Here is a 24,956-nt window from a genome sequence, read left to right as displayed (position 1 = left end):
TTGCTGTTACATCTGTGTTTGATGCCGTAACTGCTGCTCCGTTTAGCTTGTCGTTTGTAGTTACATTTCCAACTGTTACTGTCGTTAATGCATTTGGAACTGCTGTAAATGAAGAATCATCTTTTGCGTCCAAAGTTCCTTTTACCACAACCGCAGCTTCTGCTGTATCGCAATTTGCAGGGTTTGCGCCTGTCTCGCATAATTGGTATGTAATTTTATAAGTGCCTGATAAAGTATTTGGCGCAAGAGTCAGGACTCCGTCCGCATCAATACTTAACGGACCTGTTGTAATTGCTGTTACATCTGTGTTTGATGCCGTAACTGCTGCTCCGTTTAGCTTGTCGTTTGTAGTTACATTTCCAACTGTTACTGTCGTTAATGCATTTGGAACTGCTGTGAATGAAGAATCATCTTGTGCACAAATTTCCGAATTAATTTTAACTGAATCTGAAACATCAGATGTACAACCATTAGATGTGGCTGTAACTGTATATGTTCCTTTTGATGCTGTAACTACACCTGTTATTGTATTCAATGTACCTCCGCTAGGGGATATAATGTAATTATAAGTAGAATTGTAATTTGTAATTGTAAAACTTCCAGTTGATGTGTCGCATACAGGTTGTGTAACGGAATCAAATGTTGGTTTTGACGGATTTACTGTAGTCGTAATATCTACTGTATTACTTGATGCCGTACATACTGGTGTTACACTTGATGATGAAATGACATAATATCCAGTACCTGCTGCAAGATTTGACCATGTAAGTCCTGAACCATTTCCTGTTTGAGAGGATTGAACTGCCGTATTACTTGAATTATATAATTGATAACTTACTCCATTTGCTGAAGTTGATGATGTAATTGTACCAGTTCCTGCGACAGATGAACAAATTGCACTTCCAGTTAAAGTTAGCGCTGCTGGATTCGAATTAACAGTTACAGCCACAGCTGTTCTTGAACCCTCACACAAACTTGTTGCTTGAGCTACATAATATGTTCTTGTAGTTAAAACAGCTGTTGATGCTAAAGCGCTGCCTCCTGTTGACTCTGTATACCATTTGTAAGCAGCTCCCGATGGTGCTAAATCACTTACTGTTTTATTATCTGCTGAGCAGAATGATTGTGCTAAAGCTGAAGGTGCTGCTGGGGTTGGATTTACCGTTACATTAACTGCTGTTCGTAGGCTCTCGCATCCGTTTGTTGTTTGACTTACATAATAAGTTCTAGACGTTACTACATCTGTTGATGCTAAAGCACTGCCTCCTGTTGATGCTGTATACCATTTGTAAGCAGCTCCAGATGGCGTTAAATCATTTATTGTTTTATTTTCTGCTGAACAGAATGACTGTACGGATGCCGTAGGTGCTGATGGGATAGAATTTACTGTTACATTTGTTTCAGTTGAAAATGCACTTGGACATCCTGAAGCATTTGTTATCTGAACACTATAACTTCCCGAAGCAGAAACAGTAATAGATTCTGTTGTTTCTCCTGTAGACCATAAATAACTACTACCACCACTTGACGTTAAAGTTACATTTTCACCTTGGCAGAATGTTGTCGCTCCACCAGCAGAAATTGTTGGTGCGGCCGGCGTAGGATTTATGGTAACCGTTACCAAAGTTCTAGGACTTTCACAACCACTTACAGTCTGGCTTACATAATAATTTCCATTCGCAAGTATTTCTGTTCCTGCATAAGAAGTACCACCAGTCGATGCATTGTACCATTTGTATGCTGCACCTGAAGGTGTTAAATCACTTACTTTTTTTGCATCTGCAGAACAAAATGTTTGAGCTGATGCATTTGGTGCTGACGGATTATTAACCGTTACAGATACTGCGGTTCTTAAACTCTCGCAGCTGTTTAAGGTTTGTGTAACATAATATGTTCCTGTACTTAACACTTCACTTCCAGTATAAAGCGTTCCACCTGTATTAGCACTATACCACTTTAAATCGATTCCTGATGCTGTTAAATTGCTGACTTTTCTGCCATCAATCGAACAGAATGTTTGTGCTGAAGCTGTTGGTGCTGCTGTATTATTTACTACAACAGACACAGGAGTTCTTGAACTTTCTCCACAACTGTTAGTTTGAACAACATAATACGTTTTTGTAGTAAGAACTGTTGTTGCTCCCAAAGCTGTTCCTGCTGAAGAAACATCGTACCATTTATAAGCAGTACCTGAAGGTGTTAAATTACTTACCGTTTTATTATCTGTTGAACAGAATGTTTGAGTCGAAGCCGATGGTGCTGCCGGTATTGTGTTTATAGTAACAGTAATTTTAGTTCTTTCACTTTCTCCACAGCTATTTGCCGTTTGGCTAACGTAGTAATCTCCATTAGTCAAAAAATCTGTTGTTAAAAGAGGTGTTCCTCCTGAAGACACATTATAGAATTTTCTGGTTGTTGTGCCAGTTGCTGCTAAGTCACCCACTTTTTTATTATCAGCAGCGCAAAAAGATTGTGAAGCCGCCGCAACTGGTGCCGAAGATTTTGTATTTACCGTTACTACTACTGGGGTTCTTGTTGAACTTTCACAAGTATTTACCGTTTGAGCTGCATAGTAAGTTGTGTTATTAACTAATACCTGACTTAATGCTAATGCTGTCCCTCCGGTATTAGCACTATACCATTTTATATTAGAACCAGCAGCAACTAAATCCCCTACTTTTTTATTCTCCGAAGAACAAAATGTTTGATCACTTGCCGTTGGTGCATTTGGTCTAAAAGTAACAACATACGGTGTTGAACTATTACTTATACAGCCATTAGTATTTGTTCTTTGAACAGTATAACTTCCGTCTGCCGTAACAGTAATTGCCTGAGTAGTTGCCCCCGTTGACCACAAATAAGTTCCTGAAGTACCAGATGCCGTTAAAGTGACACTTCCTGTTGGACATGTAGTTGAAGCACTAATTGTCGGCACACCTGTCTGTGCAGTAATTGCAGCAACAACTGGTTTTATAAACTGACATCCATCAGCAGAAACTGCTTTTATATAATACGTTCCCGCAGTAGAGACAGCATTAGGCGAAGCTAAAGCCGTCGTTGCTGCTGCATTTGTCCAATACGAAAGCGTCATATTTGATGTACTTCCCGTCGTAATACCCGCAGCTGTTAAATCTACAGTCGCAGGCGCGCAAATAGCTGCTGGATTTGTTATAATAAGATTTGATAATTTTGGATTTACAGAAGCACTAGCCGAATTATTTGCCGTATTGGTATCTATATCTGCTGGTAATGATGCGGTATTGGTATAATTACCAGATGCATTTACAGTCCCAACGATTTTTAAAGTCAGTGATGTTTGTGCTTCCACATCTCCGATAGTCCAAATACCTGTTCCTAAATTATAGGCTCCAGTTGATGGTGTCGAACTTACATAAGTGTATCCTGAAGGAAGCAAATCAGTTACAGAAACACCTGAAACATTATTTCCGCCTAGATTACTTACTTTCACAGTAAATTCTACATTAGACCCAATACATGGAGTTGTATTATCAACTGTTTTTGTAATTCCTAAATCAGTACATAAAGTAACTGCAACTGATTTTGATGGTGTTTGAGCTCCACAAACTAAAGTAGAAGAAACGGAATAATTACCTGTTTTTGTTGCTGTATAGGTTGGAGAATTTGCTCCTGAAATTGCAGTTCCGTTATAATACCACTGATAAGGTGCAAAACCAGCAGGAGTAGTTAATTCTGCAGTGTTATTTGTACAGCCTCCCCCTTCAATATAAGTCATCCCTGGATCACCAGGCAGCGCAGCAAAAGTCGAGAAAAATCCCGCCATTGAGAATCCACCTGCTTGCTGTACTATCGAAACAGTCATTTTAGACTTACTTTCGATTGAAAGAAACTCTGGTCTTCCTATTTTCTCACTATTAAAATTTATTATATACCATCCTGTTGAACCAATTTCATAACGCGCTCCAATTCCAGAAATATCTGTAGTTTTTACTCCGTTAATTTTTACGTCTTCTGATTTACTCCTCAAAAGGATGTAACCAAAATAATCTAAATTATTTAATGTATAGCCTTTAAATTTAGATGTTTCAATAAATTCAGAACCCCCACATTCAGAAACAGGTGCAATAGTTGAAATATCAACCTCACATCCTTGTGCAGTTCCCGAATATACCGCCACTCTTTTATCTGCAACGATATGTGAGGCTGTAAAATTGGTGTCATTTGAACCGTTTACAAAAGTATGAAACTGACCTGCCAGCTTTAACTTAATTGTAGTTGTAGTTACCAGTACTCCAGTAGAAGAATACCCCTCAATAGTTACATTTGTATCATCTTTTGTTGCTACAACAGTAGTTTGCTCTGCTATACTATTACCTGTTCCTCTTTCCAAAAAATATTCTGTTCCCAAAACAGATTCAGGTGGAATCTGATTATATGCACTATCCCCACAACCGCCAGGAGTATCAATCGCAGCCGATGTGTTCATCACAACAGGATAAGACGATTCAACCAACGTTCCAATTGGTGCTTTAAATAAATAACTCTGTCCAGCATTTAAAGTAGTTTTAACAGTATTATCAATTTTTATCGTTGTATTATTAACAGTGGCCATAATACTATAAATAGGACGCTGATCTCCGTAACTATTAAAATTTCCTAAAGACCCATCTCTATAATATCCTACTCTAAATCTTATTCCCAGCCCTGCATCTCCAAAACTTGTTAATGCGGCATTTCCTTTAATATCCTTATCTACATTAGTACCCGATAAAGCATCAGAAGCGACGTTTCTTAAATTAATAGAAACTGGAGCACTACCTTCTATAATTAATCCTGCACCGCTTAAAACAGTATCAAAAACATAGGCCTTAGTTGTACTAGGCGTACCAACAAATCTGTAAACAGCAGGAGTCCCTTTAATTGCCGTTAGGTTAGTGATTAATGTTCCATCACTTTTGGATAGAATAATGTTTACAGTACTTGTAGAATTTGTTGCTATAACAATTTCATTAGCATTATTAAAATACTGCCAAGGAGCAGGTGCAATATAGTGCTTCGCATAAAATTGAGCAGAAGCGCTATAAGCGTTTAACAATAAAAAAACAATAAGAAAGATGTGTCTAGAAAATCCAGACAAGTTAAAAGTAAAGTTACGCATAGACAACTTGAGTTTGTGGAACAGAAATATCAGACACTAAAAAACCGATGATAGTTTTTAGGGTACAGGTGAAATACGAAAAAATGAAAAAAATGGATTTTACAATTGCGATAAAAATCTCAGAAAGACTTCTAAATAAGCTAAGTAGCGTTTGGACCATAGTCATGATAGGTTCAATACACATTATTGTGTTTTAAGTTTATAAGTAGTTTTGGAGCGACGAAATTATATAAAGAAAGAAGTTATACCGACATTTGTCGACAAACTGCAAGTAAACTCGTCAAACAACAATATTTAACAATTGTTCATGTCCGTTTAACGCTAAAAATGTAAAGATTTGATAATGAAGAAGTAAAAATTTCTTAAATAATTATCATTATTTTAAATTCTTACAGAATTTATTGACAAAATATCAATATTTGTAAGATAGGACAAAAAGAATCAATAAGGAGAACATAACGGTAAGTTATTGAAAAACAAGTAATTAAAACATAAAGATTTTATTCTAAAAACTTTATGTTACGTCTTAGGCCTTCAAACTTTGTTCTTTTAATGGGAGAGTTTTTAAAAACGAGTTTAAAAGTTTCTTCTGTTATTTCAATCCAGTCTTTTTTAGTAAAAGAAATTAAATCAGGATTCGGATTGAATAAAGGTTCTGCGTGAGGTTTAGAAAATCGATTCCATGGACAAACATCTTGGCAGGTGTCACAACCAAACATCCATTCATCAAATTTTCCTTTCATTTCAAAAGGAATATTTTCTTTTAGTTCTATAGTATAATAAGAAATACATTTACTTCCATCCACCACATAAGGCGCAACAATTGCCTGAGTTGGACAAGCATCTATACAAGCTGTACATGATCCGCAATGATCGGTTACTGCGTAATCATATTCTAAATCAAGATCTATAATAAGTTCGGCTATAAAGTAAAAGGAACCGACCTTTTGAGTAATCAAATTACTGTTTTTTCCAATCCATCCCAAACCACTTTTTGCAGCCCAGGCTTTATCTAAAACAGGTGCCGAATCAACAAAAGCACGACCCGATACATCTCCTATGTTTTCCTGAATAGAGTGAAGAAATTCTTTTAATTTATCTTTTATTACAAAATGATAATCTTGTCCATAAGCATATTTAGATATCTTAAAACTATCATCGTTTTGCGAAGATTCTGGATAATAATTTAATAAAAGTGAAATTACACTCTTCCCATCATCAACCAATAAAGTAGGGTCTAATCTTTTATCAAAATGGTTTTCCATGTAAGCCATTTGGCCATTTTGATTATTCTTTAACCATCTTTCAAGTCGTGGCGCCTCCTGTTCTAGAAATCCTGCTTTAGATATTCCACAAGAAAGAAAGCCGAGTCTTTTGGCTTCGGCTTTTATAAACTTTGAATATTTCTCTTTAGAATTAATCATTATCTTTTAGAAAAAACGACTTCTACTCCTACTGGTTTTAATGTAATTAATGGATTAAAATTCACACTTTTTCCAGCAGAAGTAATTTTATAATTCTTAACTATATAAGAAATTGCAAGACACATTTCATAAATCGCAAAACCAGCTCCAATGCACATCCTTGGTCCAGCACCAAAAGGATAGAAATATTGCATAGAATGTTTCTTTTGTTCGCCTAAAAATCGATCTGGATTAAAATCATCTGGATTTTCCCAGTATTTTGGATTTCGATGTAATTCATAAAAAGAAACACCAATTAAAGTACCTTCTTTTATATTAAATTCCCCTAAAGTATCATCTTCAACATTCTGGCGATCTGTAATCCATGCAGGTGGATACAAGCGCATCGATTCATTTAAAACTGCATTTGTATAAGTCATTTTTTGAAGCTGCTCTACAACATCATCAGTTTCAGATTCTATTCTAGTAATTTCTTCAAATATTTTTTCCTGTACATCAAAATCATTACCCAGTAAATGCAGTGTAAAAGTCAATGCATTTGCAGTTGTCTCATGCCCGGCAATGAAAAGAATTTTAATTTCATCAATCAATTGCTTTATAGACATTCCTTCACCACTATCTTCATAACGGGTTTCAAGAAGCATATTTAGCAAGTCGTTAACCTCGTTTTTTGAGTTAACTCTTTCTTCAATAATACCTTGAATGATTTTGTTATTTTCTTCGGCTAATTCAAGATGCTTTTTCACTTGACCACTAATAGAAAACCACCAGACCTTATGCGGAAGCCTAATTTCTTTTATTAGAAAATTTTGAACTTCTTCAATAATATATTTTATACGATTTAATTTTTCCTCTGCTATCGAAAATTGAAATAATGACTTAGCCACGACATTAAATGCCAGCTCACTCATTACAGGAAAAAGATCGATTTTCTTATCAACTATCAATCCATCTAACTCAGAAATAATAGTCAATCTCATATTATCAACCAGCTGATTCATTTTTTGTTTATGAAAAGCAGGTTGAATAAGTCTTCTTTGTCTCAGCCAAAATTCTCCATCAACGGTCAAAAGTCCTTTCCCTAAATATTTCGAAAGATAAACCGATTGAAATTTAGACTTATGATAATTTCTTTGGTTTTTCTGCAAAATATATTGTGCTACCTCATTATCTCTTGATAAAATGATATGCTTAGAACTTCCAATTTTTATAGAAAAAGAATCACCAAAACTATCAAAATAATTTTTATGATACGGTATAGGATTTCGTCTCACTCCTTCCGCATCTAAAAAGAATCTTAGAATAGAAAGCTTTGGCGGGTAATTGTATTTTTTATTAACAGACATTTCTATTTGAATTAAAACAATCCGCCTTGAATGTTTGTGTTTATTTTTCCTAGATGTTTATAAGCTTTATCCGTGACTTCCCTTCCACGAGGTGTTCGCATAATAAAACCTTCCTGAATCAAAAACGGTTCGTAAACTTCCTCGATAGTTTCACTACTTTCACTAACTGCCGTCGCTAAAGTTGAGAGTCCAACTGGACCACCTTTGAATTTATTGATGATAGTTAATAGAATCTTATTATCCATTTCATCAAGACCATGAGCATCTACATTTAAAGCTTTTAAAGCGTAACGAGCAATCTCCAGATCAATAGTTCCATTGCCTTTTATTTGAGCGAAATCACGAACTCTTCGAAGTAAAGCATTTGCAATACGAGGCGTTCCTCTGCTTCGTCCAGCAATTTCAATAGCTGCATCAAGTGCAATTGGCATTTTTAATATAGAAGCACTTCTTTCAACAATCGAAGTCAAAAGTTCGGTTGTATAATATTGTAAACGTGAAGAAATTCCGAAACGAGCACGCATAGGTGCCGTCAACAATCCGGATCTTGTGGTAGCTCCAATTAAAGTGAAAGGATTTAAATTGATCTGAACAGTTCTCGCATTCGGACCTGATTCAATCATAATATCAATTTTAAAGTCTTCCATCGCCGAATACAAATATTCCTCAACTACTGGACTTAAACGATGAATCTCATCAATAAATAAAACATCTCTCTCATCAAGGTTTGTCAATAAACCAGCTAAATCGCCCGGCTTATCTAAAACGGGTCCAGATGTAATTTTAATACCAACTTCTAACTCGTTGGCAAGAATATTTGCAAGTGTAGTTTTTCCTAAACCTGGAGGTCCATGAAATAAAGCATGATCAAGAGCTTCACCTCTTTGATTTGCTGCAGCAACAAATACTTTTAAATTTTCCAAAACTTGATCTTGTCCCGCAAAATCATCAAATGACAGCGGACGTAATCTTTTTTCAAGATCTAATTCTTCTGGGTTATATCCTTTCGTAGTAGGATCAAGATTTTCATTCATCTTACAAAGATAGAGAAACTAATTAGTTTTGTAAAATAGATAATTCCCAAATAAAAAATTCCAAATACAAGAGATCAAACTTCATTGGTATTTGGAACATTAAATATGATTTAAAATCTAATAATACTTCTTTAAATAAGAAAGACCATCTTTGCAGATGGTCTTTCTTTTATTTTTTAGTGGTGTAAAACTTCTTCACCTTCTTTCATTGGTACATTTTGCGGTACAAAATCTACATCATGATTTGGGTTACTATAGTCATACGGCCAACGGTATACGTGAGGAATTTCTCCTGGCCAGTTTCCGTGGATATGTTCAACTGGAGTTGTCCACTCTAAAGTTGTAGATCTCCAAGGATTTTGAACTGCTTTCTTACCGTAGAAAATACTACTGAAGAAATTGTATAAGAATACTAACTGGAACGCACCTCCCACAAGAGCAAATGTTGTAATTAAAACATTCACATTTTGTAAATCATCGAATAATGGGAAGTTTGTATTTGTATAATAACGTCTTGGTAAACCAGCTAATCCAATAAAGTGCATTGGGAAGAAAACCCCGTAAGCACAAACTGCAGTTACCCAGAAGTGAATATAACCTAAGTTTTTATTCAACATTCTTCCATACATTTTAGGGAACCAGTGGTAAATACCAGCAAACATTCCATAAAGTGCAGAAATACCCATTACTAAGTGAAAGTGAGCAATAACGAAGTAAGTATCGTGAACGTTAATATCTAAAGTACTATCTCCTAAAATGATTCCTGTTAAACCTCCAGTAATGAAAGTTGAAACCATCCCGATAGAGAATAACATTGCAGGGTTAAATTGTAAGTTACCTTTCCATAAAGTTGTAATCCAGTTAAAAGCTTTTACAGCAGATGGAATTGCAATCAATAAAGTTGTAAAAGTAAATACAGATCCTAAGAAAGGATTCATACCTGAAATAAACATATGGTGACCCCAAACAATAGTTGATAAGAATGCAATTGCAAGAACTGACATAATCATCGCTCTGTATCCAAAAATTGGTTTACGAGAGTTCGTAGCCATAATTTCTGAAACTAGACCCATTGCAGGTAAAATTACAATATATACCTCAGGGTGTCCTAAGAACCAGAATAAGTGCTCAAACAATACAGGAGATCCACCTTGGTAATGTAAAACTTCACCAGCAATATAGATATCAGATAAGAAGAATGAAGTACCAAAACTTCTATCAAAAATCAATAATAAGGCTGCAGATAATAATACTGGAAATGAAATAACACCAATAATAGCCGTTACGAAAAATGTCCAGATTGTAAGAGGAAGTCTTGTCATAGACATTCCTTTTGTTCTTAAGTTAAGAACTGTAACAATGTAATTTAAAGATCCCATCAATGAAGATGCGATAAAAATAGCCATAGATACTAACCATAAAGTCATACCTGTTCCAGATCCTGGAATTGCTTGTGGTAAAGCACTTAATGGAGGATAAATCGTCCAACCTGCAGATGCTGGTCCAGCTTCAACAAATAATGAGCTTAACATTATAACAGCAGATAAGAAAAACAACCAATATGAAATCATATTCATGAATCCAGAAGCCATATCTCTTGCACCAATTTGAAGTGGAATAAGTAAATTACTAAAAGTTCCACTTAAACCAGCTGTCAGTACAAAGAATACCATGATGGTACCGTGAATTGTAACTAAAGCTAGATAAATATCATTTGCCATTACACCATCAGGTGCAAATTTATCTCCTAATAAAACATTAAAAATCTTAAAAGACTCTTCTGGCCAAGCCAATTGCATTCTGAAAAGCAAGGACATTGCAATACCAATGATTCCCATGATAATACCAGTAATCAAGTATTGTTTAGCAATCATTTTGTGGTCTATACTAAAAATATATTTAGTAATAAACGTGTCTTTATGATGATGTTCGTGCTCGTGATCGTGTCCGTGATCGTGATCGTGCGCTTCTGCTGACATATATGTGTACTTTAAATTTTCTTAATAATATTATTTCATCGCAACTTTAGCTACAGCTGCTTTAACCGTATCAACAACCGCTTTAACAGTGTCAATTACTTTTGCAGCAGTGTCAGTTGGTGCAGTTCCTTCAGCAGCCGGTTTCTCAGCAGCTGCTGCTGCTTTAATATCCTGAGCTAAAGTAGTTTTCTCGCTTAACCATTTTTTGTATTCTTCTGGAGTATCTACAACAACTTTCATTTGCATGTTATAGTGTGAAGCTCCACAGATTTTATTACATAATAATAAGTAATCAAATGTGTAAGGATCTAAAGCTGTACCACCTTTTCCAACTAACTCAACGCTTTTTTCAGCTCTAAGTTTATTGATGTGTGCAACTTTTTCAATCATAAATGGTAACTCTCTATATTCCGCAGTAGTATAAGTTGGAACGAAAGCAAATTCAGTAACCATACCTGGAACACAGTTCATTTGAGCTCTAAAATGAGGAAAGTAAGCTGAGTGCAATACGTCTTGCGAACGCATTTTAAAATGCACCTTTTTCCCTTTTGGAATATGTAATTCAGAAACTACAATATCGTCTTGAGAGTTTTTATCAGACATGTCTACTCCAAGAGTATTTACACCTTCAATTAATCTTACGTTTGCTTTTCCTAAAGTATTATCAGCACCAGCATATCTTGCTGTCCATTTAAACTGTTGAGCATATAATTCAATCTCAACAACATCTTCATCTTTATCAACAAACATAATGTTATTCCAAGCATACAATCCGTAAAGAATTAAACATGCTAAAACAACAGAAGGAATGATACTCCAAAGTGCTTCTAATTTATTACTATCAGCAAAAAATAATGCTTTTTTATCTTTATTTCCTTTGTATTTAAAAGAAAACCAATACAATAAACCTTGAGTAATTACTTGAACAGTAAAAATCAAAACCCAAGTAATATTCATTAAATTATCTACTAAAAGTCCATGCTCTGATGCAGGAGTATGAAGCGCTAAATTACCCCATTTTAGTAAACCATAAATAGTAAATATATAAATGAAAGCTAAAAAGCCAAACATAATATACCCCTGAATGTTATTGTCATTATCTGATGCAACTTGAGAATCGTCCGAAGATACTCCTACTTGAGTAAGATCAAATATCTTGGTCAATTGCCATAATGCAACTGCTAATAAAACTAAAACTATAATTACCAACAAACTTGTCATCTGTTTACTTCTTTAAATATTAATAATGAAAATGTTTACTTTCTTCTATGAAAGGATTTCTTTTTGCAAGCAAAGGAGATTTAGTTAATGCAGTAAATACAACAAATATAAATAAACCTAAGAAGAAAAGAATAGATGCAATTTCAGGAACTCCAATAAACCATTTGTCTCCAACAGTACCAGGCATAATCATATTAAAGAAATCAACATAATGACCTAATAATATTACAACACCAGCCATAACAACAACCCAGTTAAGACGTTTAAAGTCAGTATTAATTAATATTAATAATGGGAAAACAAAGTTCATAACAACCGCTCCAAAGAAAGGTAAGTTATACAATTGAATTCTAGTTACGAAATAAGTTACCTCTTCTGGAATGTTAGCATACCAAATCAACATGAATTGAGAGAACCATAAATAAGTCCAGAAAACACTAATACCAAACATGAATTTTGCTAAATCGTGAATATGACTTGTATTTACAAATTCTAAATACCCTTTTGATTTTAAATATATTGTTACTAAAGCAATAGTAGTAATACCACTTACAAAGAAAGAAGCAAAAACATACCATCCAAATAAAGTACTAAACCAGTGCGGATCAAAAGACATAATCCAATCCCAAGACATAATAGACTCAGAAACGATAAAGAATACTAAAAATCCAGCAGAAGCTTTGAAATTCTTTTTGTAGTAAAGATCATCATTTGCCTCATCTTGTGCCAAACAGTTTTTTCTAGAAAAATGACGGTAGATGTTCCATCCTAATAAAAAGATAAAAGCTCTAGCAATCCAGAAAGGAAAGTTTAAATATCCTGATTTACCAGCAATGATAGCATCATAATTGGCATTCTTAGGATCTGTTACTCCCTCACCTAACCATACGAAAATATGATTAAAATGTAATCCACATAAAATTAAAATTATAAAAAAGATAATTGAACCAGCTGGTAAATAAGCTGTTATACCTTGCATAACTCTAAATAAAACTGGGGACCAACCTGCCTGAGCAACTTGTTGAATAGCATAAAAAGCTAATACTCCCATTGAAAGCAGTAAAAAGAAAATACAAGCAACATATAATGCTGACCAAGGCTTATTTTGCAGTTGGTGCAATACATGCTCTAAATGTTTTTCGTGCTCATCAGCACCAGAAACTTCAGCATGTGCAGCTCCTTTGTGAGAATCATGTGATGCTTCAGCAGCTTCATGATGATTCGCTTCTTTATGAGATGCCTCCGCTTTTTCTTCATGTGCAGCACCATGGGAACCATGTTCATCTGCAGCTAGTATTTTTTCAACTTCTTGAATATCTTTTGGCGCACTTAAAAAACCATACCCAATTCCTAATATACCAACGGCCATTAAGATGATAGAAAAAGTTTTTAATTTACTTGAAAATGTATACATATCTATTACGATCAGTTTGTTCAACAATTATAATTGGCTTTTTAGTTTCAGAACATAGTCAGCAACTAACCAACGTTCGTGAGCACTTAATTGATTTGCATGTGAACCCATTGCATTTAAACCATAAGTCTCAACATGAAAGATACTTCCTTCAGTGATTTCTCTGTCTTTATAGCTAGGTACTCCAAGAAATTTTTCTCTTTCAACCAATTTACCTTTACCATTACCAGTAGCACCATGGCAGCTGATACAGTAAATCTCGAAAAGCTCTTTACCTTTTCCAGAATTTCTTTCAATAGAATCCAAAGGAGATTTTAAATTAGCTTTTGCTAATTCATAACCAGCAGTTGAATTTTCATAGTCATAAGGTTCAAAACCTCTATTAATAGTTCCTGCAACAGGAAGCTGTCCTTCTTTTCCTCCCTTAAATATTTTTGCTTCTGTATATGGCTCATAAGCAACAGACTCATACATATTTGGGAAATATTGATAGTTCGGTGCCGAATTATTGTGGCAAGATGAAACTAAAATAGTTATACCAACTAAGAGTGTTATTTTATATATCCTTTTCATAGCTACAATTAATTCTTATCTATTACTTTAACTTCAACAGCTCCAGTTCCCTCAAAGAAAGAAACCAATTCTGCTTCGTTATTATTTACAGCAACCTCCATTAAAAAGTGGTCATCTGTTGTTCTAACATCCGGATTTTCAGCTTGTTTAAAAGGCCATAATCTACTTCTCATATAAAAAGTAATAACCATTAAGTGAGCCGCAAAAAACACAGTCATCTCAAACATAATCGGCACGAAAGAAGGCATGTTTTGAATAAAACTAAAACTTGGTTTACCTCCAATATCTTGTGGCCAGTCATGAATCATGATGTAGCTCATCATAGTTGTTGCAACAGAAATACCAACACATCCATATAAAAAAGCACATATTGCTAATCTTGTTGGTGCTAGTCCCATAGCTTTATCCAATCCGTGAACTGGGAATGGAGTAAAAACCTCTTCAATATGATGATGAGCAGCTCTAGTTTTCTTTACTGCATCCATCAAAATGTCATCGTCATTATAAATGGCGTATATAACTTTATTACTCATGATGTGAATCTTTATTTGCTCTTTCTCTAATGTAATTATCTCCTGTTCCTTTCAAAATTGTTTTAACCTCTGCCTGAGCAATTACAGGGAAAGTTCTTGAATACAATAAAAACAATACGAAGAAGAAACCAATTGTTCCAATGAAAATTCCAATATCAACAAATGTTGGTGAGAACATTGTCCAAGAAGATGGAAGGTAATCTCTATGTAAAGAAGTAACAATAATTACAAATCTTTCGAACCACATTCCGATGTTTACTACAATCGAAATAATGAATGAGAACATGATACTAGTTCTTAATTTTTTAAACCACATGAATTGAGGAGAGAACACGTTACATGTCATCATCGACCAATATGCCCACCAGTAAGGTCCAGTAGCTCTATTTAAGAATGCATATTGCTCATACTCTACTCCTGAATACCAAGCTACGAATAACTCAGTGATGTAAGCCACACCTACAATCGAACCTGTAATCATAATAATGATATTCATTAATTCGATATGCTGCAATGTGATGTAAGCTTCAAGGTTAGAAACTTTTCTCATAACGATCAACAATGTATTTACCATTGCGAATCCTGAGAATACCGCCCCTGCAACGAAGTAAGGAGGGAAAATTGTTGTATGCCATCCAGGGATTACAGAAGTAGCAAAGTCCATAGATACAATCGTGTGTACAGAAAGTACAAGAGGAGTAGCTAAACCAGCTAATACTAAAGATACTTCTTCAAAACGCTGCCAGTCTTTTGCTCTACCGCTCCATCCAAAACTTAAGATAGAATAAACTCTTTTATTAAATGGAGTTATAGCTCTATCACGAAGCATTGCAAAGTCAGGTAATAAACCAGTCCACCAGAAAACTAATGACACTGAAAGATAAGTTGAAATCGCAAATACGTCCCAAAGTAATGGTGAGTTAAAGTTTACCCATAGCGATCCAAATTGATTTGGAATAGGTAATACCCAGTATGCTAACCATGGACGACCCATGTGAATAATTGGAAATAAACCTGCTTGAACTACTGAGAAAATAGTCATTGCTTCTGCAGAACGGTTAATAGCCATTCTCCAACGTTGACGGAAAAGTAATAATACCGCAGAAATTAATGTTCCGGCGTGACCAATACCTACCCACCAAACGAAGTTAGTGATATCCCAAGCCCAACCAACTGTTTTATTTAATCCCCATGTTCCGATACCGGTAGATACGGTGTAAATTATACAACCTAACCCCCAAAGGAAGGCTACTAATGCGATTGTAAATACAATCCACCATTGCTTATTTGCAGGTCCTTCTACAGGCGCTGCTACATCTACAGTTACATCGTGATAAGATTTATCACCTATAACTAAAGGTTTTCTAATGGGTGCTTCGTAATGAGACGACATAATCCTTTATATTGTTTCTTAATTAATAATTTTTCTAAGTATTTCTAACTTTTACATGATAGAAAACATTTGGTTTTGTACCCACATGCTCTAATAAGTGATATGCTCTTTCGCTTTCAGCAAGTTTAGCAACTTCACTTTCTTTATCATTAACGTCTCCAAAGACCATAGCTCCAGAAGAACAAGCAGCAGAACAAGCACAAGCATTGTTGAACTCATCTTTTGCTACCACTCTACCTTCACGTTTTGCCTGAAGAATAACAGCTTGAGTACTTTGGATACAGAAAGAACATTTTTCCATAACCCCACGAGAACGAACGTTTACGTCTGGATTTAATACCATACGACCTAAATCGTCATTCATATGATAATCGAATTCACTGTTCTTGTTATATAAGAACCAGTTGAAACGACGTACTTTATAAGGACAGTTGTTTGCACAGTAACGAGTACCAACACATCTGTTGTAAGCCATGTGGTTTTGACCTTGGCGTCCGTGAGATGTAGCAGCTACAGGACAAACTGTCTCACAAGGTGCGTGATTACAGTGTTGACACATTACTGGCTGGAATGCTACCTGAGGATTATCTCCTGGTTTTTCCATTTCATTAAACGTAGATAATGAACTAGATAACCCTGCAATTCCTTCTTTTCTTTCATTATCTCCTTCAAAAGTACTTTCAGAAGAATAATATCTGTCAATGCGTAACCAGTGCATATCACGGCTTCTTCTAACTTCAGCTTTTCCAACAACTGGAACGTTGTTCTCAGCGTGACAAGCAATAACACAAGCACCACATCCAGTACAAGCATTTAAGTCGATTGAAAGATTAAAGTGGTGACCAGTTGAACGATCAAATGATTCCCAAAGATCTACCGTAGTAGCTTCCACTTCTTGGTGATCTAAAGATACCATTGGTTTTTCATTCCAATGTTCTGCATCTTTACTATTAAATACCTCTAAAGTAGTTTCTTTTATGATATCTCCTCTACCCATTAAAGTTTTCTGACCTTGAACACAAGCAAACTCATGCTCTCCTCCAGCTTTAACGATAGAAACAGATTGAACTCCATTAAATCCTTTATATAAAGTGTAAGCATTTAAACCTACTTGCATTTCTTCTTTTAGAGCTGCTTTACGTCCATAACCAAGAGCTAGACCAACAGTTCCAACTGCTTGACCTGGCTGAACAATAACTGGAACATTCTCCAATTTAACTCCGTCAGCAGTAGTAATAGTAGCATAACTACCATTTAAACCACCATTTGCAACAATTTCATTTGATAAACCAATTTTCTTAGCATCAGCATTTGAAACAGTAACATAGTTATCCCAAGAAACTCTTGTGATTGGATCTGGAAACTCTTGCAACCAAGGATTGTTTGCATGTTGTCCATCTCCTAAACCTGTTTTAGTATATAATACTAACTCAAAGTCACCAGCTGATTTAGATCTTGCAACAGCATTTGCAGCAGTTGCAGCATCGATAGAACCACCAGCTAAAGCAGTAGAACCAACAACAAAAACACCATCATGCAATACTTTATTCCAAGAAGATCCCGCAGTGAATACTCCAGAATTTACTTTTAAATAATCATAAAAAGTACCCGCAGTACCATTTAATGTTAATAAAACATCTTGAAATTGTTTTGTATTAAAGATAGGACGAATAGTAGGTTGTGTTAAACTATAAGTTCCTTTAGTTAACTCAACGTCACCCCAAGACTCTAAATAATGAGGAGCCGGAGCCGCAACAGTAGCAAGTGATGCAGTTTCATCTTCTTTTAATGAAAAAGCAACTGAAGCTTTAACTTTTTTCAATCCAGATACAAATGCAGCTGAATCAGCTAATGTATAAACTGGATTAACACCACTCATAATTAAAGTATGAACACTTCCTGCATTCAAATCTTTAATTAACTGCGAAACAACAGCATTAGAACCTTTTCTAATTTGTCTAGCTCCCGCAGTAGTAAAAGCTTCACTAGCCAATACTTGATTGATAGCTAAAACTAATAATTGAGCATTTTTATCTTCAATTCCAGATACTAAAACCCCTTTTGAACCAGCAGCTTTAAGTTGCTGAGCAGCTTTAACTACTTCAACTTTAACATTTGCCTCTAAAGCTACAGGAACAGAAGCACCTGCAATAGTATTATAAATTTGAACTAAAGCTTGTTTTTGAACAGCTGTAGTCATTGGAACACGCTTATCAGCAGCAGCTCCAGATAATGTCATATTTGATTCAAACTGGAAATGACGAGACATTTTTCCATTTTGCGGAATACGTCCTTTTGCATATCCAGAATCATATCCACCACCTTGCCAATCTCCTAAGAAATCAGCTCCAACAGATACGATTAATGATGATTTAGAAAAATCATAATCAACTAATGCTCTTTCACCATAAGCAGCTTCAAAAGCATCTAACGCTTCTGATGAAGAAACAGCATCGTAAACAACATGCTTAGCATTTGGATTCTTAGCAATAAACTCAGCGATTAATTTTTCTGTAGATGGACTAGCCAAAGTATTAGTTAACAATACAACTTGACCACCTTTTGCTTTTGCATCAGCTAAGCTTGATTTAATTCTTAAATCAGCAGCAGACCAAGTAGAATCTTTACCATCTACTTTTGGTTCTTTTAAACGAGCGCTGTCATATAATCCTAAAATAGATGCATGAATTCTAGCGTTCGCAGCAAATTTAGCTCCAGCAATTGTATTGTTTTCAATTTTAATTGGACGACCCTCACGAGTTTTAACCAAAAGATTAGCAAAATCAAAACCATCAAAAACTGTAGTTGCATAATAATCTGCAACACCAGGAATGATTTGCTCTGGTTGTAATACATAAGGGATAGACTTGTGAACAGGACCTTCGCAGGCAGCTAATGTAACAGCTGCAGTACTAAACCCTACGTACTTTAAAAAGTCACGACGTGAAGTCCCAGATGTAGATAAAGCCTCAGCGTTACCCAAAAACTCATCAGTAGGAATTTCTTCAACAAATTCGTTATTTCTAAGCGCCTCAACAATAGAACTATTTTCTAGTTCCTCAACACTTTTCCAGTATTTTTTGTTTGATGACATTGTATATATATATTAAAATCTTAATAAATCGATTAATAGTGGCATTTACCGCATTCTAAACCTCCCATTTGCGCTGCAGTTAATTTCTCTACACCGTATTTTTTAGAAAGTTCAGCATGAATTTTATCATAGTAAGCGTTTCCTTCCATCTTAACATCAGTTTTTCTGTGGCAATCCACACACCATCCCATTGTTAATTTAGAGTACTGCTTCATGATTTCAAATTCCTGCACTGGTCCGTGACAAGTTTGACATTCAATTCCAGCAACAGAAACGTGTTGTGAGTGATTGAAGTAAACAAAATCAGGAAGATTGTGAATACGAACCCATTTTACAGGCTGTGTTTTTCCAGTATAAGCTTGTTTAGCTTTATCCCATCCAACAGCATCATATAATTTTTGAATCTGCGCATCATAGAAAGCTTTACTGTACTCAGGAGTAGCAGTTGTTTCAGCAACTTCAGAAATGTTTTTATGACAGTTCATACAAACGTTTAATGAAGGAATACCAGCTGTTTTACTTACACGAGCAGCAGAGTGGCAATATTTACAATTGATTTCGTTATCACCTGCGTGAATTTTGTGAGAATAGTGAATTGGCTGAATTGGCTCATAATTTTGATCTACACCAACCTGCATTAGGTATCCGTATACAAAATAACCACTTGCCAAAAGCAAAAAGATTGCAGTTACTAAAACCAAAAATTGATTTCTAACAAAAGCTTTCCATATTGGAGTTCTAGCTTCTTTTGGAGCGACTACAATACCATTTTTATTAGCAACCTTAGTCAACACCTTGTTCACCATGAACAACATCACAACTAAAATAGCCATTACAAGAGCAAGAGCCCCTAATATAATGTTATTTGAAATTCCACTTCCCTCAGCTTGAGCACCACCAGTTGGCAATGCAACAGTTCCAGCAGCAGGAGCAGGTTTTTCTTCAGAAGTATATGCAATAATATTATCAATATCACCTTCAGATAACTGAGGAAAAGAAGTCATAACAGATTTGTTATTTTCCTCAAAAAGTTTAACTGCAACAGGATCACCTGACTTAATCATGTCAGAACTGTTATGCACCCACTTGTAAAGCCAAGCTTTATCATGTTTCGCAGCAACACCCCTTAAAGCAGGACCTGTTGATTTAGCATCTAATTTGTGACATGCAGCGCAATTTGCATTAAAAAGTTCCTTCCCTTTTACTGGATCACCGCCTTCTGCAGCCGGAGCAGCAGCCGCAGCTTCAGGCGCCGCCGGAGCAGCAGCATCTTGAGCAAATGAAGTTAGGGAGAAAATTAACGTCAGCGATAAGCCAAACAGCAATTTTCTTGAGATCGAATTATGGTTACCCACCTTTTTCATATAGTATAAATAATTGTCTACTAATTTTTGGTATGATTTTTTCTGTATTAAGTTCAGTAAAAACACACACCCTCTTTTAAAACTTGCACAAAAATACGACTTATGAACTATTCTCAAAACCTTAAAATACCCTTAAATATCAATTTATATCAATTCTAAATAATATTAAAATTTTACACTCAAACTTTAAATAGTATTTTTGCATAAAAACCATCACATTATGAGAATTTTAAGTCCTTCAAAAAATCTTTTATTAACAATTACAACAATTGCTTTTACACACAATATTAAAGCACAAGACCAAAATTTAACATTGAATCAAGACCCTAAATTTGAGCAATTGTTAAACGAGAAACGTAAAATTAACACGTCAATAAATACAAACGATACTTACAGAATCCAAATCTTCAGCGGCAAAAGCGATGAAGCAAAAAAAACACTGTCAGATTTTAAGAGAGAAAATTCAAACATTGACGGAACTATTATTTTCAGCACTCCTAATTATAAGGTAATTGTTGGAAACTTCAAAACCAGAATAGAAGCAGAGAGAAATTTAGCTGAAATCAAAAAGAGATACAAAAGCGTTTTCTTGCTTAAACCCGGGAGATAAGAAACCCTAATGAGAGTAGAAAAGCGAGTTCTCACCTCGCTTTTTTTATTCCCAAAATAATCGATAAACCTTTTAAAATCGACCTTACAAGCTATTTACGCTAGCAAAACAGAAATAAAACCAAACAAGACATTAAGATAAAATACCGGCTCAAATCAGCCAAAATCTCTTATTAGCGATGTGTAAAGTCCAAAAAAAAAGCCCTAATTTAAATTTAGGACTTCATTTATAAAAACTTTACCGAATCAACATTCGCAAAGCGAGAAAAAGATTTAAATAAAGCAATTCAGCTTTAGTTTACCACTTTAATTCCGCTTGCCATAAATCTTATTTCTTCCTTTGGAGCAGTTATAGCATCTATTTCCGCCTTTGATTTCTTAGCATCTTTTGCATAGTGTTTTAATTCCTCAACAGATGTAACTTTTCTTTCAACACTACCTTCTAAAACAACATTCTTTCCTTTTGCTGCAGTTGGAACAAAAAAGGCATAATCTTTCATTTTTACAAAAAAAGAAGAGCCATCATCTGTTTTAAGACTAATCCAACACCCTCTTTTTGGACATACCCCTGTCACCTCTCCTTTTACAGCAACATTTTCCATTTTACTATCCGCTTTTAATTTATCTTCTAATTTATCTACCGAAATAGCTTTATTCACTGAAGCATTTGAAACATCAGCGCCATAGTAATCTCCTACCACCGCATTGCCAGCCGGAGGAGCAGGCTTTTCAACATCTTCTTGCGAAAAGCACAAGGAAGAAAAACTTAAAAACAAAACAGCTGTGTATATTCCTAATTTCATATCTATATTATTTAGTTTGATCAAAATTAGTATTAAAATTTGAAACTAATTATTTTAAACCCTATAAAATTAACCTGTACACTTTTTCCAAAAAAAAAGTCCCAATTTACATTGGGACTTTCTATTTATATAAACTGAATATTATTTCAATTTCTTTTTAATTGCTACTTCGTGGTAAGCTTCAATAACATCACTAATTTCGATGTCATTAAATCCTTTTATTTGAATACCGCAGTCATAACCTTTAGATACTTCTTTAACATCATCTTTGAAACGTTTTAAAGCAACTAAATCACCTGTATGAACTACAACTCCATCTCTAATAACTCTAATTTTAGAAGTTCTTAAGATTTTACCATCTGTTACCATACAACCCGCAATTGAACCCACTTTAGAAATTTTGAAAATCTCACGGATTTCTGCTGTTCCTAAAATTTCTTCTTTCATTTCAGGAGCTAACATTCCTTCCATTGCATCTTTCAAGTCATCGATAGCTGCATAAATAATAGAATAGTAACGGATATCGATTTCTTCTTTATCAGCAAGCTGTCTAGCATTTCCAGCAGGACGAACGTTAAATCCAATAATAATCGCATCAGATGCAGAAGCTAAGTTAACATCAGTTTCTGTAATCGCACCAACACCTTTATGTATAATATTAATTTGAACTTCTTCTGTAGAAAGTTTAGAGAACGAATCTGATAATGCTTCAACAGATCCATCAACGTCTCCTTTAAGGATAACATTTAATTCTTTAAACTGACCAAGAGCAATACGACGACCAATTTCATCAAGCGTAATATGTCTTTGCGTACGAACTGATTGTTCACGCATTAATTGAGAACGTTTAGATGCAATTTGTTTTGCTTCTTTTTCATCTTCAAAAACATTGAACTTATCACCCGCAGTAGCCGCTCCATCTAAACCTAAAACTGATACTGGAGTTGAAGGTCCTGCTTCTAATACAGTATGCCCTCTTTCATCATGCATCGCTTTAACTTTACCATGATGTTTTCCAGCCAACATGTAATCTCCAATTTTTAAAGTTCCGTGTTGAACCAAAACTGTAGAAACATATCCTTTTCCTTTATCTAAGAAAGCTTCAACAACAGATCCTTGAGCCGCTTTATTTGGATTTGATTTTAAATCTAAAATTTCAGCTTCTAATAAAACTTTTTCAAGTAATTCTTTTACTCCTAATCCTGTTTTAGCAGAAATATCGTGAGACTGGATTTTTCCTCCCCAATCTTCAACAAGTAAATTCATACCTGCTAATCTTTCTTTAATTTTATCAGGGTTAGCATTTGGCTTATCTACTTTATTGATTGCAAATATAATTGGCACATTAGCCGCTTGAGCGTGACTGATTGCTTCTTTAGTTTGCGGCATGATATCATCATCCGCTGCAATTACAATAATAGCAATATCTGTAACTTGAGCTCCACGTGCACGCATCGCTGTAAACGCCTCGTGACCAGGAGTATCTAAGAAAGCTATTTTTTGTCCATTATCTAAAGTAACTCCATATGCTCCAATGTGCTGTGTAATACCTCCAGACTCACCAGCGATAACATTTTCTTTACGAATATAATCCAGTAAAGATGTTTTACCGTGGTCAACGTGACCCATTACCGTAACAATTGGCGCTCTAGTTACTAAATCTTCTTCTCTATCTTCTACAACTTCAATCGCTTCTTCGATATCTACTGTAATAAATTCTACATCGTAACCAAACTCATCTGCAACGATAGTTAGTGTTTCAGCATCTAAACGCTGATTCATGGTTACCATGATTCCAAGAGACATACAAGTTCCAATTACTTTAGTAATCGGCACATCCATCATGATTGCAATTTCACCAACTGTAACGAATTCTGTAACCTTAATAGTTTTACTTCCTTCGTCAAGAGCTCTTTGCTCATCATCAGATTTCTGACGGTGCGTTTCTCTTTTATCTCTTCTATATTTAGCCGCTTTAGATTTCCCTCCTTTACCTTGAAGTTTTTCAAGAGTTTCTCTAATTTGGTTTTTTACTTCCTCTTCTGTTGGCTCAACCTTAGCTACAATTGCTGGACGGTTTCCTTTTACAAAACCAGGTCTAGAACTTCTGTTAGCATTAAAACCTCCACCACCAGTATTTGGTGTAATTTTATTTGGATTTGGTGTTCCAGGAGCATTATTACCCGCAGGTTTTGGCGCTCCAGGCGTACCTGGTTTAGGAGCAATTCTTTTACGTTTATTTTTGTTAGCGTTATTGCCGCCAACCCCAGGAGTTCCAGGTTTATTTTGAGCCGCTTTAGGATCTTCTTTCTTTTTCTTAGGCTTATTAAATTGAGATAAATCAATTGTTTGACCCGTAAGAGTTGTTCCTGAAAGCTTTTGATATTGAGTAGTAATCGTTTCCTCTGAAGTTGCTGGATCAGTAGACACAATTGGCTCCTGCGCAGCTTTAGACTCTGCTTTAACTTCTTTTTTCTCAGTAATAATTGGTTGCTCTGCTTTTTTTGTTTCTGAAACCGGTTTTACTTCAACTGGTTCAGCTTTTACAGTTTCATTCTGAACAGGCTTTTCAGTCTGTACAGGTGCAACAGCAGCTTTTGGCTCTTCGACCTTATCAGCCTTCACAGTTTCTTCAGAAGGAGTAATTGCAGGTTTTTTTGGATTCAAGTCGATTTTACCAACTTGTACAGGTCCTGTAACAACAGCTCTTGCTTTTATTATTTCCTGTTGTTTTTGACGCTCCTCTTCTTGTCTGCGTTTGTCTTCAATTTCTTTTTCGCGCTCTACACGTAAAGCTTCTTTTTCTTTTCTTTTCTCTTCTCCAACCTCTTTAGAAGCCTCCTTATTCCCCTTATCGCCCGCAAATTGGCTTTGAAGGATATTAAATTCGCTATCAGAAATTTTTGCATTAGGATTTGCATCAATAGCAATTCCTTTATCTTTTAGATAATCTACAGCTCTTTCTAACGAAATATTTAATTCCCTTAAAACCTTATTTATTCTTATTACTCTCTCTTCAGACATATAACCTT

At 35.2% G+C, this 24,956-nt stretch carries 14 protein-coding genes and 1 pseudogene; 1 reads left to right on the top strand and 14 read right to left on the bottom strand.

The window, feature by feature from the left end; all coding sequences use genetic code 11:
- The 12 genes and pseudogenes from BSF42_RS08905 to BSF42_RS08850 all read right to left on the bottom strand — a co-directional run.
- Nucleotides 1–5,137 (bottom strand): annotated as a pseudogene (locus BSF42_RS08905) (DUF11 domain-containing protein); the annotation flags it as partial.
- Between the two features lie 500 nt (nucleotides 5,138–5,637).
- Nucleotides 5,638–6,561, bottom strand: coding sequence for a tRNA epoxyqueuosine(34) reductase QueG (queG, locus tag BSF42_RS08900; RefSeq protein ID WP_095952722.1), 924 nt, complete (start codon nucleotides 6,559–6,561; stop codon nucleotides 5,638–5,640).
- Nucleotides 6,561–7,907 (bottom strand): cytochrome P450, encoded by a 1,347-nt coding sequence (locus tag BSF42_RS08895; RefSeq protein WP_095952721.1) that lies wholly within the window; start codon nucleotides 7,905–7,907, stop codon nucleotides 6,561–6,563. The genes queG and BSF42_RS08895 overlap by 1 nt, the downstream gene beginning before the upstream one ends.
- 11 nt (nucleotides 7,908–7,918) lie before the next feature.
- A complete protein-coding gene (ruvB, locus tag BSF42_RS08890; RefSeq protein WP_095952720.1) occupies nucleotides 7,919–8,941 on the bottom strand; it encodes a Holliday junction branch migration DNA helicase RuvB in 1,023 nt (340 codons plus the stop codon).
- Nucleotides 8,942–9,117: 176 nt separating this feature from the next.
- Nucleotides 9,118–10,920 (bottom strand): cbb3-type cytochrome c oxidase subunit I, encoded by a 1,803-nt coding sequence (locus BSF42_RS08885; protein ID WP_095952719.1) that lies wholly within the window; start codon nucleotides 10,918–10,920, stop codon nucleotides 9,118–9,120.
- Between the two features lie 30 nt (nucleotides 10,921–10,950).
- Nucleotides 10,951–12,141, bottom strand: coding sequence for a cytochrome c oxidase subunit II (locus BSF42_RS08880; protein ID WP_095952718.1), 1,191 nt, complete (start codon nucleotides 12,139–12,141; stop codon nucleotides 10,951–10,953).
- Between the two features lie 19 nt (nucleotides 12,142–12,160).
- A complete protein-coding gene (locus tag BSF42_RS08875; RefSeq protein ID WP_095952744.1) occupies nucleotides 12,161–13,555 on the bottom strand; it encodes a DUF4779 domain-containing protein in 1,395 nt (464 codons plus the stop codon).
- Nucleotides 13,556–13,582: 27 nt separating this feature from the next.
- The gene (locus BSF42_RS08870) at nucleotides 13,583–14,128 is read right to left on the bottom strand and encodes a cytochrome c (protein ID WP_095952717.1); all 546 of its coding nucleotides are present in this window, start codon (nucleotides 14,126–14,128) and stop codon (nucleotides 13,583–13,585) included.
- A gap of 8 nt (nucleotides 14,129–14,136) precedes the next feature.
- Nucleotides 14,137–14,661, bottom strand: a complete 525-nt coding sequence (locus tag BSF42_RS08865) for a DUF3341 domain-containing protein (protein ID WP_095952716.1) — start codon at nucleotides 14,659–14,661, stop codon at nucleotides 14,137–14,139.
- Nucleotides 14,654–16,054: an NrfD/PsrC family molybdoenzyme membrane anchor subunit gene (gene nrfD / locus BSF42_RS08860; RefSeq protein ID WP_012023712.1), complete on the bottom strand. Its 1,401-nt coding sequence runs from the start codon at nucleotides 16,052–16,054 to the stop codon at nucleotides 14,654–14,656. The genes BSF42_RS08865 and nrfD overlap by 8 nt, the downstream gene beginning before the upstream one ends.
- Before the next feature lie 34 nt (nucleotides 16,055–16,088).
- A complete protein-coding gene (locus tag BSF42_RS08855) occupies nucleotides 16,089–19,148 on the bottom strand; it encodes a TAT-variant-translocated molybdopterin oxidoreductase (protein WP_095952715.1) in 3,060 nt (1,019 codons plus the stop codon).
- A gap of 32 nt (nucleotides 19,149–19,180) precedes the next feature.
- Nucleotides 19,181–20,512, bottom strand: a complete 1,332-nt coding sequence (locus tag BSF42_RS08850; RefSeq protein WP_095952714.1) for a c-type cytochrome — start codon at nucleotides 20,510–20,512, stop codon at nucleotides 19,181–19,183.
- 220 nt (nucleotides 20,513–20,732) lie between these two features.
- Between BSF42_RS08850 and BSF42_RS08845 the strand changes: the two genes are divergently transcribed.
- A complete protein-coding gene (locus BSF42_RS08845; protein WP_095952713.1) occupies nucleotides 20,733–21,122 on the top strand; it encodes an SPOR domain-containing protein in 390 nt (129 codons plus the stop codon).
- A 292-nt stretch (nucleotides 21,123–21,414) separates the two neighbouring features.
- Here BSF42_RS08845 and BSF42_RS08840 read toward each other — a convergent pair whose 3' ends face one another.
- Entirely contained in the window at nucleotides 21,415–21,924 is a 510-nt protein-coding gene (locus tag BSF42_RS08840; protein WP_095952712.1) for a DUF4920 domain-containing protein, read from the bottom strand.
- A 141-nt stretch (nucleotides 21,925–22,065) separates the two neighbouring features.
- On the bottom strand, nucleotides 22,066–24,948 hold the full coding sequence (gene infB, locus BSF42_RS08835) for a translation initiation factor IF-2 (RefSeq protein WP_095952711.1): 2,883 nt from the start codon (nucleotides 24,946–24,948) through the stop codon (nucleotides 22,066–22,068).
- Nucleotides 24,949–24,956 lie beyond the last annotated feature (8 nt).

The sequence above is a fragment of the Flavobacterium sp. ACN6 genome (assembly GCF_002304005.1).
Classification (GTDB): Bacteria; Bacteroidota; Bacteroidia; order Flavobacteriales; family Flavobacteriaceae; genus Flavobacterium.
The sequence above is the reverse complement of the archived record's forward strand: the minus strand, read 5'-3'. Positions and strand labels throughout refer to the sequence as shown.

Bases quoted from the DNA above. Each gene is read 5' to 3' on its own strand.
- queG (WP_095952722.1), bottom strand. From the start codon at position 6,561: ATGATTAATTCTAAAGAGAAATATTCAAAGTTTATAAAAGCCGAAGCC.
- BSF42_RS08895 (WP_095952721.1), bottom strand. From the start codon at position 7,907: ATGTCTGTTAATAAAAAATACAATTACCCGCCAAAGCTTTCTATTCTA.
- ruvB (WP_095952720.1), bottom strand. From the start codon at position 8,941: ATGAATGAAAATCTTGATCCTACTACGAAAGGATATAACCCAGAAGAA.
- BSF42_RS08885 (WP_095952719.1), bottom strand. From the start codon at position 10,920: ATGTCAGCAGAAGCGCACGATCACGATCACGGACACGATCACGAGCAC.
- BSF42_RS08880 (WP_095952718.1), bottom strand. From the start codon at position 12,141: ATGACAAGTTTGTTGGTAATTATAGTTTTAGTTTTATTAGCAGTTGCA.
- BSF42_RS08875 (WP_095952744.1), bottom strand. From the start codon at position 13,555: ATGTATACATTTTCAAGTAAATTAAAAACTTTTTCTATCATCTTAATG.
- BSF42_RS08870 (WP_095952717.1), bottom strand. From the start codon at position 14,128: ATGAAAAGGATATATAAAATAACACTCTTAGTTGGTATAACTATTTTA.
- BSF42_RS08865 (WP_095952716.1), bottom strand. From the start codon at position 14,661: ATGAGTAATAAAGTTATATACGCCATTTATAATGACGATGACATTTTG.
- nrfD (WP_012023712.1), bottom strand. From the start codon at position 16,054: ATGTCGTCTCATTACGAAGCACCCATTAGAAAACCTTTAGTTATAGGT.
- BSF42_RS08855 (WP_095952715.1), bottom strand. From the start codon at position 19,148: ATGTCATCAAACAAAAAATACTGGAAAAGTGTTGAGGAACTAGAAAAT.
- BSF42_RS08850 (WP_095952714.1), bottom strand. From the start codon at position 20,512: ATGAAAAAGGTGGGTAACCATAATTCGATCTCAAGAAAATTGCTGTTT.
- BSF42_RS08845 (WP_095952713.1), top strand. From the start codon at position 20,733: ATGAGAATTTTAAGTCCTTCAAAAAATCTTTTATTAACAATTACAACA.
- BSF42_RS08840 (WP_095952712.1), bottom strand. From the start codon at position 21,924: ATGAAATTAGGAATATACACAGCTGTTTTGTTTTTAAGTTTTTCTTCC.
- infB (WP_095952711.1), bottom strand. From the start codon at position 24,948: ATGTCTGAAGAGAGAGTAATAAGAATAAATAAGGTTTTAAGGGAATTA.